This window comes from Clostridium sediminicola (assembly GCF_050402865.1).
GTDB lineage: Bacteria > Bacillota > Clostridia > Clostridiales > Clostridiaceae > Clostridium_AF > Clostridium_AF sediminicola.
Genome location: NZ_BAABMF010000019.1, coordinates 1 through 17,980 on the forward strand (window position 1 = coordinate 1; position 17,980 = coordinate 17,980).

General features: G+C 29.7%; 9 protein-coding genes and 1 other annotated feature. Of the genes, 2 read left to right on the forward strand and 7 right to left on the reverse strand.

Annotated features, from left to right (window positions below; translation table 11 throughout):
- On the forward strand, positions 1-88 hold an 88-nt coding region (locus ACQ3F0_RS21565), incomplete at its 5' end, for an IS3 family transposase (protein WP_428867605.1).
- A gap of 64 nt (positions 89-152) precedes the next feature.
- Here ACQ3F0_RS21565 and trpS read toward each other — a convergent pair.
- The gene (trpS, locus tag ACQ3F0_RS21570; RefSeq protein ID WP_428867795.1) at positions 153-1,157 is read right to left on the reverse strand and encodes a tryptophan--tRNA ligase; all 1,005 of its coding nucleotides are present in this window, start codon (positions 1,155-1,157) and stop codon (positions 153-155) included.
- A 132-nt stretch (positions 1,158-1,289) separates the two neighbouring features.
- Positions 1,290-1,542, reverse strand: a binding site (T-box leader).
- 256 nt (positions 1,543-1,798) lie between these two features.
- On the opposite strand from trpS, the gene ACQ3F0_RS21575 reads away from it, so the two are divergent.
- Positions 1,799-2,014 (forward strand): hypothetical protein, encoded by a 216-nt coding sequence (locus tag ACQ3F0_RS21575; protein ID WP_428867796.1) that lies wholly within the window; start codon positions 1,799-1,801, stop codon positions 2,012-2,014.
- Between the two features lie 87 nt (positions 2,015-2,101).
- On the opposite strand, the gene ACQ3F0_RS21580 is transcribed toward ACQ3F0_RS21575, so the two are convergent.
- The 6 genes from ACQ3F0_RS21580 to ACQ3F0_RS21605 all read right to left on the reverse strand — a co-directional run bounded on the left by ACQ3F0_RS21580 (position 2,102) and on the right by ACQ3F0_RS21605 (position 17,964).
- Positions 2,102-3,058: a D-2-hydroxyacid dehydrogenase gene (locus ACQ3F0_RS21580; RefSeq protein ID WP_428867797.1), complete on the reverse strand. Its 957-nt coding sequence runs from the start codon at positions 3,056-3,058 to the stop codon at positions 2,102-2,104.
- A gap of 229 nt (positions 3,059-3,287) precedes the next feature.
- Positions 3,288-11,969 carry a glycoside hydrolase family 94 protein gene (locus ACQ3F0_RS21585; protein WP_428867798.1) on the reverse strand — a complete coding sequence of 2,894 codons (8,682 nt, stop codon included), beginning with the start codon at positions 11,967-11,969 and terminating at the stop codon, positions 3,288-3,290.
- 129 nt (positions 11,970-12,098) lie between these two features.
- Positions 12,099-13,385: a diaminopimelate decarboxylase gene (gene lysA, locus ACQ3F0_RS21590; RefSeq protein ID WP_428867799.1), complete on the reverse strand. Its 1,287-nt coding sequence runs from the start codon at positions 13,383-13,385 to the stop codon at positions 12,099-12,101.
- A 254-nt stretch (positions 13,386-13,639) separates the two neighbouring features.
- Positions 13,640-14,719: a CDP-glucose 4,6-dehydratase gene (rfbG, locus tag ACQ3F0_RS21595; RefSeq protein WP_428867800.1), complete on the reverse strand. Its 1,080-nt coding sequence runs from the start codon at positions 14,717-14,719 to the stop codon at positions 13,640-13,642.
- Positions 14,720-14,750: 31 nt separating this feature from the next.
- A complete protein-coding gene (locus ACQ3F0_RS21600) occupies positions 14,751-15,707 on the reverse strand; it encodes an NAD-dependent epimerase/dehydratase family protein (protein WP_428867801.1) in 957 nt (318 codons plus the stop codon).
- Positions 15,708-15,711: 4 nt separating this feature from the next.
- On the reverse strand, positions 15,712-17,964 hold the full coding sequence (locus ACQ3F0_RS21605; RefSeq protein ID WP_428867802.1) for a glycosyl transferase: 2,253 nt from the start codon (positions 17,962-17,964) through the stop codon (positions 15,712-15,714).
- Positions 17,965-17,980 lie beyond the last annotated feature (16 nt).

Here is a 17,980-nt window from a genome sequence, read left to right on the forward strand (position 1 = left end):
TATAAGATATTACAATAATTATAGATATCAATGGAACCTAAACAAGATGACTCCTGTACAATACAGAAATCATCTCTTAGCATCTTAACACCCTTTTTAAATTGTCCTTGACATAGGTACCATTTTATTTTGAGCAGACCCCCTAATGCTTTTTATCTAGGTATAAATCCTATTTTCTTTTTCATTTTTCTTAAAGTTTTATTAGCTATATAAGATGCTTTTTCTGCACCTGCTTGATATACACTTTCAAGATATTTTTTATCAGCTACTAATTCTTTTACTTTGTTTTGAACAGGTTGAAGTTCATCAACAATTACTTCAGCCACATCTTTCTTAAACTGAGCATATCCTAAACCTTCATAGTTTTTCACTATTTCTTCAGGTGTTATTCCTTTTATTGTACTCATAATATCAATTAGATTTTTAATTCCTGGTTGCTCATCAGTGTAATTTACAATACCGATACTATCTGTTACAGCTCTAGAAATTTTCTTTCTTATAACTTCTGGGGAATCCATAATTAATATATAGGAATTAGGATTTTCAGCTGACTTAGACATTTTTTTAGAAGGTTCTTGTAGATCCATTATTTTAGCACCAACCTTAGCAATATAAGGTTCTGGAACTTTAAATGTAGGACTATAAGTATTATTAAATCTAGCTGCTATATCTCTTGTCAATTCTAAATGTTGCTTTTGATCACTTCCCACTGGAACTAAATCAGTTTGATATATCAATATATCTGCAGCCATCAGTACTGGATAATCAAATAATCCAACTGCAATATTTTGTCCGTATCTCTGAGACTTATCTTTAAATTGAGTCATCCTACTTAATTCACCCATATAAGTAGAACAATTTAGCAACCATGAACCTTCAGCATGTTGTGGCACATGAGATTGAATAAATATAGTGTTCTTCTGTGGATCAATTCCTGCTGCTATATAAATTGCTAGAACTTCTAAAGTCCTTTGTCTTAAATCCTTTGGTTCTTGTTTTACAGTTATTGCATGCATATCTACTATACAATAAAAACAATCATACTCATCTTGAAGTTTAACCCAATTTTTTAAGGCTCCTAAATAATTTCCAATAGTCAATTGTCCTGAAGGCTGTATTCCACTAAATATTACCTTTCTTTGCTCTTTTTGTTCCATGTAAAAAACCCCTTTCTTTACGTGCTTAAGCGCGTGTATTATTACTTAGACCACTATAAAGTAAATTAAATTTAATTCTGCAGATAGCACCATAAAAACGTCCTAAATATTTTATACGTATCAGTATAGAATATTTAGGACGTTTTTCAAACGTGTTGCCACCTAATTTCGGAATTTATTCCCTCATTACAGACAGTTTTGCCAATGCACAATTGTGAATTGTTAATTGTATTTCTGTCCTATCCATTAACGTGGACATCCGTTTTAGTTTATTCACTAAAAATCTCCAAGATCCATTCAATCTAATCATAACTGCTACAATTCCAGCTACTGTAGCTCTCTAGAAGTCTGTTTTTAAATCTACTATTCTCTTCACTGATTATCATTTATTTATATATATTATTAGTTAAAGTAGTTTATCTCCACTATAAACATAATATTATATTTATTTAACATTATTGTCAACACCTTATATTAATATGCAGATAACTACCTCAATTTTCTTTTATTTTTTTAAATTTTCATATTAATAGCTTATTTTTTTTAGTGCATTTGGAATACTATATTTATACGTGGATATTTTAACTCAAGTATAAATTAAGTTTCTTTATAAATTCTCTACAATTAAAAGGAGTGACTTTATGACTAATAAAAATAAAACAGATAGAAAAATTTACGGACCTAAAGTAAGAGATTTTTTTGAGGATCAACCACAAATTATTAAATCACATTCTAAGAATGATTATGCTCTTCTACCCGATAATGTTACTGATCCTATAGTCACAAATAATATTTCTAATGTTGAATTTGATTATACTTACAACTGCGGAGACGATGTAGAAGACAAATTATTTTAATTAATCTTACATAATAAAAGAAAGCTTTTCTTTTCAATAAGCTTTCTTTTATTAGTTTGATTATACTGAATTTATTTTAAGAAATTATTAATTTACTACATTTTGGGGATTATCATTCAAATAAGCATTTAAATTATCAATAGCAATATTTATTAATCTATTTCTGGATTCTTTAGGTGCCCAAGCTATATGAGGAGTTATTATACAGTTCTTAGCACTAATCAAAGGATTATCCATTTCTGCTGGTTCTCTTGATAATACATCCAAAGCTGCACCTGCAACCTTACCTGTGTTTAGTGCCTCTGCTAAGTCCTCTTCAACAATTAAAGGTCCTCTTGATGTATTTATAATCATAACCTTATCTTTCATTTTAGAAATATTTTCTTTATTTATGATTCCTTTTGTATCTTCAAGCAATGGGCAATGCAAACTTATTACGTCAGAATTTACTAGTAATTCATCTAATTCAACATATTTAAACATATCATTCTCTAAATCTTTATTTTGAAATTTATCAAAGGCTAATACTTTCATTCCTAGAGCTTGAGCTATTTTAGCTGAATTTTGACCAATTCTTCCTGAACCTATAATTCCAAAAGTTTTTCCTGATAACTCTATCAGAGGGTAGTTCCAAAAACAGAAATCTATAGAATTACTCCATGCTCCCTTTTTTACAGCTTCACTATGCTCTTGCACATGATGGCACATTTCCAATAAAAGCGCAAAAGTCATTTGTGCTACCGCTGTTGTACCATAGGTAGGTATATTCGTAACTACTATACCCTTTTCCTTGGCAGCATTAATATCTACTACATTATACCCAGTTGCTAACACTCCAACGAATTTTATGTTTGGTATCTTATCAAATATTTCTTTAGTTAATGGAGTTTTATTTGTAAAAATTATTTCAGCATCACCTATTCTTTCAATAATTTTATTATTAGGTGTTCGGTCATAAACAACTAAATCTCCTAAATCTTTCAAACCTTCCCAGCTTAAATCTCCTGGGTTTAGAGTATATCCATCCAAAACTACTATTTTCATATTTTATATCCTCCCAATGGCAATAGATAAACTACTGCGTAGATTTATCTATTGTAGTTATAACTCACTTTCATTTTGCCACTTATTTTTAACATACAACTATTCTTTATAGCTATTATAACTAAAGACTAACCTGACGTAAACTTAAATCTTATACCTTACAACTATATAAATTGAGAAGCGTATTTCTTCGCAATTTATAAAAAAAGCCGACATTATGTCGACTTTTTTATTTACACATTTCTTCAATTCTAGCTTTTACATTTTTATAAACAACTTCAACATGATGTTCTCCACTTTCTCCGTACGGAATCAAAGAATCCTCAAGTTCCTTCCCATCAATTGAAATTTTACTCTGCTGACCTTTTTTCGCATCTATTATATAAGTAGCCCCTTTATGTTTATAAGTTATTTGGAATCCTTCCCAATCTTCCGGAACAACAGGATCTACAATAAAACCTTTATCACCCTGTAGTTTTAGTCCAAGAATTCCATCAATACCTACTCTATACATCCAACCTGCTGCCCCAGTGTACCAAGTCCATCCTCCTCGACCTGTATGAGGTTCTCTTTCATATACATCTGCTGCCATAACATATGGTTCAACTTTGTATCTCTCACATTCATAGTACGATCTTGTATGGTTGATTGGATTTATCATATTATAGATTTTCCATGCCTTATCTCCGTCTCTTAGTTTAGTTAATGCCATGACTACCCATGTAGCTGCATGAGTATATTGTCCTCCATTTTCTCTAACTCCAGGTACATATCCTTTTATATATCCTGGTTCTAATTTAGTTTTATCAAAAGCAGGTGTCAATAATAAAACCATTCCTTTATCATACTTAACAAGATATTTTTCTAAAGCATGCATTGCTTCTTTTGCTCTTTCTTCCTTGGCTGCATTAGATATAACAGACCATGATTGAGAAAGAGAGTCTATTTGACATTCTTCATTTTCTATAGAACCAAGAGGTGTACCATCATCAAAATATGCTCTTCTGTACCAGCTACCATCCCAAGCATACTTTTCAAGGTTTTCTTTAATAAACTCTTGCATTTCAGCATACCTTTGAGATCTTACATCATCATTCTTTTCTTTTGAGATGTCTTTAAAGTCATCTAAAATAGTGTAAAGGAACCATCCTACCCAAACACTTTCTCCCTTACCTTTGTTACCTATAGTATTCATTCCATCATTCCAGTCACCACAACCCATCAATGGAATGTTATGCTCCCCAAATTTCAAAGCTCTTTCGATAGCTTTAACACAGTGTTCATATATTGATCCTGTCTGATTTGATACTCTTGAAATTGTATATCTTTCATCTTCATCTTCTTTTAATGGCTCATCTTCCATGTATCCAGCCATTTCATCCAAAACAGAGTAATCACCTGTATTCTTGATATAATCAATAGTTACATAAGGTAGCCATAATAAATCATCAGAGAATCTTGTTCTTATTCCGCTTTCAACTACTGGATGCCACCAATGCTGAACATCTCCATCTGTATATTGTCTAGAAGCAGCATAAATAATCTGTGCTCTTGTAACTTCTGGTTTTATATAGCTAAGAGACATAACATCTTGAAGTTGATCTCTAAATCCAAATGCTCCTCCAGATTGATAGAATGCAGTTCTTGACCATAATCTACATGCTATTGTTTGATATAAGAACCAACCATTAAGCATAATATCCATTGTAGTATCAGGTGTTTTAACTTGAATTGTCTTTAATAATTCATCCCAATTTTGTTTTACATTTTCTATTTCAGCATTTATGTTATTAATACTGCTGTATTTTCCAATAGCTTTTTCAATATCTTCTACTTTTTCTTCTGCTCCTAACATAACGATTAATGTTTTTTCTTCATTAGGATTAAGAGAGAACTTTGTATTTTCAACCATACATGGATCTAATCCTCCACCTGAGTTATCAGATAATCTTGTGTATTTCATAAACTCTGGTGATTCTAAAGATTCATTTCTACCAATAAACTCTGTCCTATCACCTGTAAAACTCTCATTTTCTCCACCTTTGATAGTTAGATAGGCTAGTAAATTACCGAAATTAGCGCTATATGGATTTTGTGCATAAATATATTTTTTTTCTTTATTCAGCGTAGTTGCCACATGAATATTTGTATGTTGTGGAACAACACCCATAACAACTTGAGCATAGTAGCTTAACGATAATTTTCGTTTTTCAGAAGTATTATTCTTAAGTTTTACCAAACATATCTTCACCTTATCATCTCTTGGAACAAACATTTTCATTTCACCTATGATTCCATAAGCTTCATGTTTAAAGTTCGAATACCCATATCCATGTTCAACAATATATTCACCATTGTCTCTAACAGGTTTAGGAGTAATACTCCAATAAACGCCCATCTCTTCGTCTCTTATAAATGCTGCCTCTGATGGTATATCTTTAATCCAATCATTTGACCAAGCAGTAAGCTTATTTTCCCTACTATTTCTACACCATGTATAAGCTGAACCAGTTTCAGAAACATGGAACCCAAATTGCCCATTAGCTACTACATTTATCCATGGAGCTGGTGTATTAATACCATTCTTTAATCTAATAACATATTGATTATTTTGTAAATCAAATCCTCCAAATTGATTGAAATATTTTAGTTTATTTACTTCAAACTTATATCCACTTGTATGACAAGTAGCTTTCACAGGTTCCAGTTTTGCTCTCCTAAGTTTTTCTTTTTCATCATTTTTAATTTGGGTAAATACAAAACCTTTATCATTTTCTATTACTAACCTTGATATTGCCATTATTAAGTCTATATCTTCTTTATCCATGGTTGATTTACTTCTTAAGAAAACTCCACCTGACTTATTCAATTTATCTCTAGCATGACTTGTGCCTATTAAATCTCTCAAACTATCTTGAAGCGGTTGAAAATAAGCAGTGTTTTGTAGATTTAAAAACACTAAATCTACTTTTAATCCTTTAATACTCCAAAATTCATGAGCATTAAGCATCTGCCGTACTAAATCTTTATCTTTTTCTTCTTTAATTACCACTGTTACAATTGGAACATCACCAGAAATTCCATACTGCCACAGTGACGGTTGACTTCTCTTTACATTTTTAATTAGATCACTTCTCTTCTGAAGAGATTTATTCATAAATAAAATTCTAGAAGCCATTGCTTGATATAAATTCGCTTGAGGATACTTAATGCCTAAATAATTCATTTCAACTTGACTTTGAGTCCACGCAAGTTCAAATACCCTATCTATATTAGTAACCTCTCTATATTTTCTTGCTAAGTCTTTAATTCCATCTCTAGATTCTGCTACACCAGTAGAATAAGAAACTTTACAGGATTCTCCTGCAGCAATTTTAATTCGTCTTCTTATACTAATAATTGGATCCAATACAGCCCCAACGGTATTAGTAAGTGGTGTATCCCCTTCCATAGCTGTAGGACTATATAGATTTCTTCCTCTTCCAATAAAGTTCGCTCTACTCGTTTCGTATTGAATTTGACCAATAGAATTTCCGTCTACAACCACACTCTGCATAGCCCATGGTTTCTTAGACTTATGTTCTCTAGGCCTACGGTTAGCAATAATACAACTATTCTCTGCATCATACTCTGTTCTTATAAATAAGTTACTAAAAGCTGGATGCACTATATCTGAATTAAAAGGTGCTAAAGTCACTTCACAGTAACTGGTTATCTCAATGATTTTATCTTCATTTCCATGATTTGTAATTGTGATTTTTCTTACCTCAACATTGTCTTCATTAGAAACAGCAATTTCAGTTTTAGTATTTAACTCTCTATCAACTCTTCTGAATTCCGCTTTATCTAGAGAAAAAATAACATCATATTTTTCACCTATCTTTTTAGTAGGCTCATAAGTGGCTGAGAAAAATTCATTAGAATTAACATCTTTTATATAAAAATACATTCCTGTATTATCCATAGTGACATCTTCATGCCATCTATATACCGTCATATCATTTAATTTACTGTACCCACTCCCGCTATTAGTCATCATCAATGAATAAGAACCATTAGATAAAAGTTGAGTTTCTGGTATATCAGTTACTCCAGTAGAAAATCTTCTAACAATAACATTTTGCTTTTCTGCAATTGCATCAGATGCTTCAAATTTTTGTTCCCTTTCATAAACTATTCTCTTTGGCACTTTTTCTTGTAGTAATAATTCAGTAGCTTTAACTTCTGGTACAGAATGGAATCTTTTTTGCAAAATGTTTTGATTTAGTACATTATCCAACGAAAGTAAACTCATGCCCAAGTGGTGTACCATAAAGCATTTAACAACAGCTTTCTTTTTACCTTTAGGCATTCTATCCTTTGTGTAATCTATTGCTTCGTATAGCCCATATCTTCCTGACAATCCTTCGGATATCAATCTTTGAATATTACTCATTGCCGCCTGCTGATCAACCTGTAATGCCATCACAGTTGAATACGGTGAAATTACCAGTTCATTAACCAATCCTCTTTTTAACCCTATTCCCGGTATACCAAATGCTTTATACTGATAATTTAATCCTACATCAAAACTCCTGAAGGCAGATTCTGATATTCCCCAAGGAACTCTTCTATTTTTGCAATATCTCTTTTGACCATCAACAATAGATCTATATGTTTCATGAAGTAGGGTCTTTGGATAAGTTTTCATTATTAATAGTGGCATTAAATATTCAAACATTGTACCACTCCATGAAACTAGTCCTTTGCTTCTACCCATAACTGCCATTGCACGACCTAGTTTAAACCAATGTTTTTGATCTACATCTCCTTTAGCTATAGCTATAAAACTAGCTTGACGCGCTTCAGAAGCTAACAAATCATAATAACTTTTACCAATTGAATCTTTTTCAATATCATATCCTATAGAAAAAAGTTGCCTTTTTTCATCATATAAAATTCTAAAATCAGTGGCTGTAGCCATATTATTTATTCTACTTTTTAAATTCTCAATTTTAATAACTAATTTATTAATTTCTATCTTACTACTCTTTAATGAACTTAATAATTCTTTAGCCAAATATTTATCATCTTTATTTTTGAAATTAACCCTGTTTATATCTTTAGTTATTTTATCTAATTCCGCATTCAATTCAATTAAGCTCACTGAAGATGATACATCTTTTAATTTCTCAGAAACTTCTTTTAGCTTATTTGATCGTTCAATTAATAAATCTGCCCAAGGAAAAAGTTTTTGCATCTCAACCAAAAAGACTGTTAATGTATTTTTAACTTTTTCATTCCAATATAATTCATCTTTCTTTTTATTATCATTGGAAACTTTTATACATTTATCCCATAAATCAAGAAGTATTCTTTTATAATTTAAAATATCAGCATCTAAATTATCTACATCAACTAAAACACTCTGATAATAATTTTTTATTCCTAACTTATCTTCTAATTCTTTATTAGCAAGTAAAATTGTATCTTTTAGCCCACTGGCAAAATTTTTATCTATAATTGGTCTACTCAAATATTCATCCAATGCAGTTGAAGTCACCCACAAGTATCCTACTAAGTTACCACTATCAACTGTTGAAATATATTCTGGTCTTAGAATTTCTTTTGATTTTGTATTGTACCAATTATAAAAATGTCCTTTATATCTCTTTAAAGTTTCCATACTTATAATACATTTATCTATACGGTCAACACATTCTATTATACCTACATATCCCAAATCGTGGGCAACAACATTAGATATTATACCCATTCCCATATTTGTAGGCGATGTCCTATGAGCAACACCATTACTTGGGTCCTGTTGATAATTATCTGGAGCTAACCAATTATTGTCATCATCAACAAAATCTTCGAAATATGCCCAAGTTTCTCTTGCAAGTATTTTTAAAAGTTCCTTTTGATTCTCATTAAGTACATAATGAGTTTTTTCGATATCCTTACTAATATAGTAAGCAACATAAGGACTTACAAACCAAATAATACTTGAAGGCAACATAAATAATCCACTGTTAATAGATTGCATAAATGCCAACATCCCAATAATCAATGCTATTAAACTACCCGGCCACATTAATTTTACATAAAAACCAATATCATCCTTTGATTCAATATCAGCATCAGCAGCTGTTTGCCATTCTAAAAGATGTTTCTTGCTCACCTTAGTTCTATAGATTGTTCTTACAATAGCATCAATCATCAAGTAAGCTTTATGTGGCAAAAAACAGAATATCAGAAATATTTGTTCTATAACACTTTTCCAATTCTCTAATTTTCCGGTTAAATTCATTCCTCTCATAGGAGATACTATTACCTCTGTTACATCGAAAAGTAATGGTATCACTAATGCTACAACAGCAGCAATTATCCATTTATCAGTGCCATCAGGCAAAACATTGAAAGATAATGCAAACAATAGCATTATAGATGGTGCTAATAAACTACGTCTTAAGTTATCAAAAATTTTCCATATAGATAATCTATTTAATGACTGTTTATTTTTAAGCCATGGAATCAGCTGCCAATCCCCTCTAACCCACCTATGTAGCCTTTTTGCACTTGAATTATACGTAGCTGGATATCCATCAATTAATTCCAAATCAGTAACTAAAGCAGCTCTTACATAGGAGCCTTCTAATAAATCATGGCTTAATACTGAATTTTCCGGAATTTCTCTTTCCAACATATAATTAAAAGTATCCACCTCATATATCCCTTTACCCGTAAAGATACCTTCTTTAAATAAATCCTGATATGCATCTGAAACAGCTGTGGTATAAGTATCAATACCTGTTTCTCCTGAAAAAATAGTCGAAAACATAGTCTTATTTGCACTTACAGTACTTATACTTATTTTGGGTTGCATCAACCCATATCCTCTTGTCACTCTTTTTTGACCTTTGTCAATATGAGGAACATTCAAAATATGACTCATTGCACCAATCATTTTTTTAGCTGTATCTCTTGGTAACTGAGTATCCGAGTCAAGAGTTATAACATACTTTGCATTAATCAAATTATGAATATTTCCACTAACAATATCATAACTTGTATCTTTTGCTCCTCTTATTAGCCTATTAAATTCAATTAATTTACCTCTTTTTCTTTCCCAAGCTAACCATTTTTCTTCACTTTCATTATATTTTCTATATCTACTTAAAAAATAAAATATTTCATTTCCAGAATTACTATATTTTTTATTTAAATTTTTTACTGCCTCCAGTGCAGTTTTTATTAATTTACTATCATTTTTTTCTTCCTTTTTATTGCTATCTTTAAAATCTGCAAGTAAAGCAAAATATAAATTTTTTTCAGAATTAGCTAAATAATAAACCTCCATATCTGAGATCAATTCTTCAACTCTTTCTGGTGTATTAACAATAGTAGGAATAACAACTATTGTTTTATCTTTTTCCTCAATTCCGTCTTTTAATTCCATTTTGGGAATAAAATCTGGAACTGATAAATGATTTATACTCCAATTCAAAATTGATGTAACAATTTCACTGCATGGTATTAACAATGCTAATGCTGCAACAATATATCTCCATAGTGCTCTGTTAATATCATTTATGTAACTTATATAGAGGAAGAAACTCATTATTATTAAAGTTCCAACGATAATTATACCAACATATAATTGAACTTTATTTTTCTTATTAAAATCCTCATCTGCTTTTATTTTATTTGAATTTTTACCAATTTTTTCTTTTAATTTTCCAACACCATCATCTACCAGATAATATCCAACATGCTTTTTATAACTATATGCTTCATTAACATCACATTCTTCAGCACAATCAATAGCTTTTTTTGCAACAAAAGACTCTGGTTTATTTATTTTCTTTGACATTCTTTCAACATTATGTCGATAATAATCCCTTGATTCAAAATCCATTTTTGAATAAATATCACTTGGGTCTGTTCTCAGAATTTTTTCAACATAGCTTAATTCTTCAAAGCCATCTCTCCAATTTAATCCTTCTACCTGTCTTACTGAATGAACACAATTTCCCATTGATAGTTGATAATTTGCTTGTTTCTGGTGTTCTAAATTTATCATTTTTTCAGAATTTGTTTCTTGTAACTCAAGCTTTTCATCTATCCAAGTATATACTTCTTGATTATCTATTCCATTATCCCTAAGCACCTTCAATAATCTCTCACAAAAATGAGTCGAAAAAATTAACTCTTTTGAAGAAAGTTTATCAATTTCATCCTTTAAATTTCCTTCTTCAATTGAGTTTATTAAATTATCTGCAATAATATCTGCTTTTCTTTTTTCTTTTTGTGCTAGAATGATTTTTTCAGTAATCTTGCTAATATTTTGAATCAATGCAATTCTAAGCATTATAGGTAATGCCCACAGTTCTCCACTACTTAGTATAGTATTATTCTGATAAGCTTCTATAAATCTTAATATTGTATTTTCTTCAATTTTCCCATCAGTATGCGAAACCATTTCTACAGCTATGTGATAAATTCTTGGATATCCTTTCATTATTCCTTTATCTATTACCGGCAAATTATTATAGTAATCTTCAGGCATACTCTGTTTAATATGTTTATATTCTTTTTCAATTAAATATAAATTATCAAGTAACCATTCCCCTGCAGAAACAACTTCTCTTTTATTTCTAACATCTCTGTCGATGAATTCATATCCTTCGAGAATTTTTTTATAACTTCTATCAAGACTTTTAATAATTTTCCTTCTTGAATTTGTTATTTTAGTTTCTGAATACTCTTTTGAAATTTCTAGGGCATGCTTCTCTAAATCTTCATTTTTAACATCTATAGATGGTATATCATCTAATATATTCTCCTCGTTTTTATTCTTGCTGGAATAATACAAGTATGTAATGCCCGCTATTAGTGTAACTAAAATTGCTGCTAGTAAAAAATACATTTAATGTCACTCCTTTATTAATACATAGCTTGAGTTTACCTAAAGTATTATTCCCAAAAAATCGAGAAATTACTCAAATAGAATTTTGTTATAAAATAAAAGAGATGCGAAATTAATTTCGCATCTCTTTTATACTTCGTTTCTTATTAAATCTTCATAAGTTTCTCTTTTATAAGCGATTTTTACTTCTCCATCCTTAACCATAACAACTGATGGTCTAGGGATTTTATTATAATTATTAGCCATCGAGAAGCCATAAGCTCCAGTAGTAGACATTGCTAAAATATCTCCACTTTCAACATTCCCTATTTCTATATCATTTATTAATATATCACCAGACTCACAGCATTTTCCTGCTATTGTTACTTTTTGTCCTGAATCTTCATCCATTTTATTAGCAATTGTACATTCGTATTTTGCCTGATAAAGAGCTGGTCTAATATTATCTCCCATTCCTCCATCAACTGCAACATATCTCCTAATACCTGGAACATCTTTTATAGAACCTACTGTGTACAATGTTGTACCAGCATTTGCTACTATGCTTCTTCCCGGCTCTATAATTAATACTGGCATATCAAAACCAATTTCTTTACATACTTCTTCAGCAGTTTGAAGAATAGCTTCGCAGAATACTTCTGGTTCCTTCGGTTCATCTTCTTCAGTATAATAAATACCAAATCCTCCACCTAAATCTAATTCTTTTAATGTAATTCCATATTTATTTTGCACATCTTTCATAATATTTATCATTATTTTAACTTCATCAACAAATGGTTCAACATCAAAAATTTGAGAACCTATATGACAGTGAAATCCTGCTAATTCTACATTAGATAGAGAAATGCATTTTTCAACTGCTTTAAAAGCTTGATCTTCTAACAAAGTAAATCCAAATTTTGAATCTTCTTGTCCGGTTTTTATATATTCATGAGTATGTGCTTCTATACCTGGAGTAATTCTTAACATAATCTTTTGAATTTTACCCATTGTTTTTGCAATTTCATTGATTTTATCAATTTCATAAAAATTGTCTATAACAAATCTTCCAACTCCAAGTTCTATGCCCATACTTATTTCTTCCAAAGTCTTATTATTTCCATGGAAATAAATATTTTCTAATGGAAATTCGCTTTTATAAGCTGTAAATAGTTCGCCCCCTGATACTACATCTAAACAAAGCCCTTCTTCCTTAACTAATCTACACATAGATAATGTATTAAAAGCCTTACCAGCATACGCCACTTTATTTTTATCCTTAGCAAATGCATTTATATATCTCCTACAATTATCTCTTATCAATGCTTCATCCATTACATAGAGAGGTGATCCATATTTTTCTATAAGTTTTGTAGCATCAACCTCTCCAATATTGAGTTCATTATTTACTACTTTTGATGTACCAAATAATTTCATAAAAATTGCCCCCCTTTTTGAAAATATAATCATATATTATCACAATTATCAAAAAAAAAACACTTCTTATTTATAATTATTCATATAATTGCATAATTTATATTTTATTGTACTAAAACAATTTAAAAGTGCGGGGATTTATCCGCACTTCTATTTAGGAATCGTTTATGAACGACATCCACTAATTTCAAACAAAAATGCTTGAATATCACATATTTTTGATTGAAAAATAGAAGTAACTCATAAGCCGACCCTTAGCTACAATATTCTACAATTTGGTTTTCGCACATATCAAAAACATTTTTATTTAGATAATTTTTATACCATTCTACTATTTTTTCTACTGTTATATCTATATTCCAACGAGGATACCACTTCAAATAATACTTTGCTTTATTTATATCCAAACTTAATAATTTTGCTTCATGCAACTGTATTTTATTATTATTAATAACATAATTTCCTCCGCCCCACTTGTCAACCATCTTATTTGCCAAATCTAGAACAGTAACTATATTTCTATATTCTGGACCAAAATTCCATGCTCCAGAATACTTAATACCCTCTTTCATAAACTTAGCTCCAACTAGTAAATATCCACTTAAAGGTTCTAAGACATGCTGCCATGGTCTTACTGAATATGGGCTCCTAATAGAAATATTTTTCTTTTCTTGTAGCGCTTTTATGCAATCAGGAATTATTCGATTTTCTGACCAATCTCCCCCTCCTATAACATTTCCAGCTCTAACAGAAGCAATTAGCTTACCATGTTTCTCATATTTTTGTGGATTAAAAAACGAATTCTGATAAGAAGAAACTAACAGTTCTACGCAACTTTTACTACAACTATATGGATCATACCCGCCAAGTGCATCATTTTCTCTATATCCCCAAATCCATTCATCATTTCTATAACATTTATCACTAGTTATTACAATCCCTATCTTCGTTTCTTCACAATGTCTTATACATTCTAAAATATTAACTGCACCCATTACATTTACATCATAAGTGTATTTAGGCTTAGCATAAGAATGCATTACTAGCGGTTGTGCAGCTAAATGAAATACGATCTCTGGTTTATATCTATCAAATACTTTTTTTAACTTATCTAGATTTCTTATATCGCCTCTAATATCTACAATTTTATCCTTCAAATTAGATAAAACAAAATTATCATACTTTGTCTTGGGATCAAGTGAATACCCTATAACATTAGCACCTAGATTTAAAAGCCAAATACTTAACCATGATCCTTTAAATCCTGTATGCCCTGTAACTAATACATTTTTATTTTTATATAAATTTAGTAAATTAAAATCCAAATTTATCACCTCTGAAATAAACTTTAGTTCAATAGATCCATTAATAATACTCTAAATTTTTTTCAAACCAATTAATTGTTTTATTTAAACCTTTTTCAAAAGAAATTTTGATATCCCACTGAAGAAGAGTTTTTATCTTATCAACATTAGGACAAGGGCACCACATATCGCCCTCCCTCTGAGTATAATATCCGTATTTAGGTTTTAAATCACTTTTAGTTAATTCAAAAATTTTGTTTACATAATACTCTAATTTTTCTACCTTACCGCTACCTATATTAAAAATCTCATTTTTAATCCCACTCTTACAGGCTAATATCATCGCATCTACTAAATTTTCAACATATATATAATCTCTAAATTGTTGACATGAAGTTAATTTTACTTCTTGCCCTTTTAATATCGAAGTAATTATAAAAGAAAATATTTTGTGTTGTTCTTCCCGCTCACCAAATAACCCAAAAGGTCTAATAGTTACAATATTTTGATCATTAGTTCTTGCAATTTGATGCATAATTATAGTTGCTGCTGCTTTTGTGCTGCCATAAATATTCAATGGATTCAACACACCATCTTCAGTTTGAGGTCCATTTATTAATCCATATTCTGAACTACTTCCAATGTTTATAATTTTCTCACTACCTGTTTTACTCAACAACTCCATAATATTAACAGAGCCAACTATATTAGTTCTTATCGCCTTGTAATAATCTTTATTTTGTGAATTCACTCCATATGCCGCAAGATGAAACACATATTCAGGTTTATATGAAGAAATTATTTTTTCCAGACTATCTTTATCCTGTATATCCCCATAACAAATACTTATATGATTTTTTATATCATTCAGTTTCCATAGTTTTGTACTTTTTCTTACAATTACAGCTACCTGGGCCCCTTCTTCCAAAAGCCTTCGTACAAGATGAGACCCAATAAACCCAGCTGCTCCTGTTACAAGAGCTTTTTTACCAATTAGATTTATTTTTTTATTTTCCATTTTATTACCACCCAAAAGATAATTGATATAAATTTTGAGGATTCTTTTTATCTGATATTAGTTCATAAACATTTACTCCATTATTCACAAGATAATCCATTGTATTTATTAATTCTTTTAAATACGGTATATATATATTATTTACTACTTCTTCTTCGAAATCATTTGGGTATAATTTCCACAAATCAAATTCTTCATCCTCAAATATTAATAGACTTCCAAAATGATATACTATCAATTTATTATTATTAATATAAATGCCATCAGCTTTCTTATCTATTTTAAATTTATTATTCTCAACTATATTCCATGGCGCTGCATTGACTCCTAAATCTCTAACAACCTTTATAGATTTAAATTCAAATGGAATTTTATCTAGATATTTCTGATCTCCCCATCTTTCATTACCCTCATCAACATTATCGTAACACCATTCTAAACATCTATCCTTCCACCAATTCAAACATGGTATTCCATAATTGTCTCTTCTAAATCCAACAAGTCCTGCTTGGTAATATCCGTGTGTTCTTTGTAATTCACCCTTAGCTCTTTGATCACACATCAAGATTGAATAATCTTTCCATGATTCAAATATTTTACTAGGCTCATCAAAGAAATATAAATCTGAGTCTAAATATACAACTGATTGAATTCCATACTTGTCCATTACATATTTTATTAATGGAGCTTTTAATGTCCAGCAATATTCTTTAAGTGACCTGTGGCTTTTTATTTCATTCAATTCTTGGAATTCTTTTTCTACTGATAAATGCCTTATTAAAGTAACATTTACTAATTTTAGTTTTTTCAAAATATCATAAGCAGTATTATCCACACAAAGAATAAATAATTGGAAATTATTTATTTTATCTTTAATTGATCTATATAAAGTAATGGCTTTTATTAAATATTCTTTCGAAGTAATCGCACAAAAAGTATAAAACTCATCATATTTGTCAATTTTTTTTCTAAGATTATTGCACATATAAAAATTCTTTGCTTCATTTGAATTATCACTTGAATAGATATATTCCTCTACTCCACTTATATTAGAAGTTAATATATCAATTGATTGTCGTAAATCCCTAATATATTGTGAATATATATGGTTTTTAACTATTGAACTTATATTTATTGTCCATATATTCCATAAATCATATCGATCTTTATCAAAAATTGTAAATAAAGCAAAATGAAAAGCTACCAATTTATCATTATTAATATAAACTTGTTTACCTTTTACTGATATTCTAAAATTATTATTATAGATTATATTCCATGGTGCTGCATTCAATCCTAAATTATTTGATATTTTTACTCCTTTAAACATAGTAGGGATTTTATCTAAATATTTTTGATCTGCCCATCTTTCATTAGGCTCGTCTACTCTATAATAACACCACTCAATACATTTTCTTTTCCACCATTCCAATGCTTCCCTACCATTTGTATCATTCTTAAATCCTACTAAACCTGCTTGATAAGTTCCATAATCTTTTTCTACTGCTGGAACATCTCTTTGAGGACATAAAAAGATTGAATCTTCTCCCCACTCCTCAAAAATCACTGCTGGATTTGAATAAAAATACAAATCTGAATCACAATATAATATTGAATCTACGTGATATTCATTCATAATATACTCTATCAAAGAACCTTTTAATGTCCAACAATATTCACTCTCTGTTCTATCCATTCTAACATTTTTCAATTCCTCAGTTTCTAAACTTTCCAATTTAAATAAAAATAAGTTCTTTAGATTAAGCTTATTCAAAGCATTATATACCCTATCATCCATGCAACAAATCCAAAGCTTGAAATTATTAGAATTTTTTGATAACCCTCTATAAAAAGTTAAAACTTTTATCAAATACTTATAGCCTGCAAGTGTACAAAAATTATAGGTTTTTTTATCATTTTTATTTATAGGATAATATTCAGTAGCTCCATTATTATGCTTTCTTTCATACGGATATATATTTTTTTCTTTTACTTCTATTTCTTCTTCTTCCTCTATATAAAAATATTTATTATTATCTTCAAGTGTATATTGTGTATTATTATAAATTGTTTTTTGCTTTTCAATTTCTTTATATAATTCTGCCTTCAAAATTATATAAAGATTATTTAAAAAGAATAATTTAGCTTTAGTATTTAAATTTAATAAATAGATTAATTTAATACACTCTCTTAAATTTCCATTTTGAATGGATTTTAACAAATCATTTATATGATCGATTAATTCATTTTTATCCATTCATAATCTCCCCTTT

Excerpts from the sequence above, each read along its gene's own strand:
- ACQ3F0_RS21585 (WP_428867798.1), bottom strand. The coding sequence starts at position 11,969 with ATGTATTTTTTACTAGCAGCAATTTTAGTTACACTAATAGCGGGCATT.
- lysA (WP_428867799.1), bottom strand. The coding sequence starts at position 13,385 with ATGAAATTATTTGGTACATCAAAAGTAGTAAATAATGAACTCAATATT.
- ACQ3F0_RS21600 (WP_428867801.1), bottom strand. The coding sequence starts at position 15,707 with ATGGAAAATAAAAAAATAAATCTAATTGGTAAAAAAGCTCTTGTAACA.
- trpS (WP_428867795.1), bottom strand. The coding sequence starts at position 1,157 with ATGGAACAAAAAGAGCAAAGAAAGGTAATATTTAGTGGAATACAGCCT.
- ACQ3F0_RS21575 (WP_428867796.1), top strand. The coding sequence starts at position 1,799 with ATGACTAATAAAAATAAAACAGATAGAAAAATTTACGGACCTAAAGTA.
- ACQ3F0_RS21605 (WP_428867802.1), bottom strand. The coding sequence starts at position 17,964 with ATGGATAAAAATGAATTAATCGATCATATAAATGATTTGTTAAAATCC.
- ACQ3F0_RS21580 (WP_428867797.1), bottom strand. The coding sequence starts at position 3,058 with ATGAAAATAGTAGTTTTGGATGGATATACTCTAAACCCAGGAGATTTA.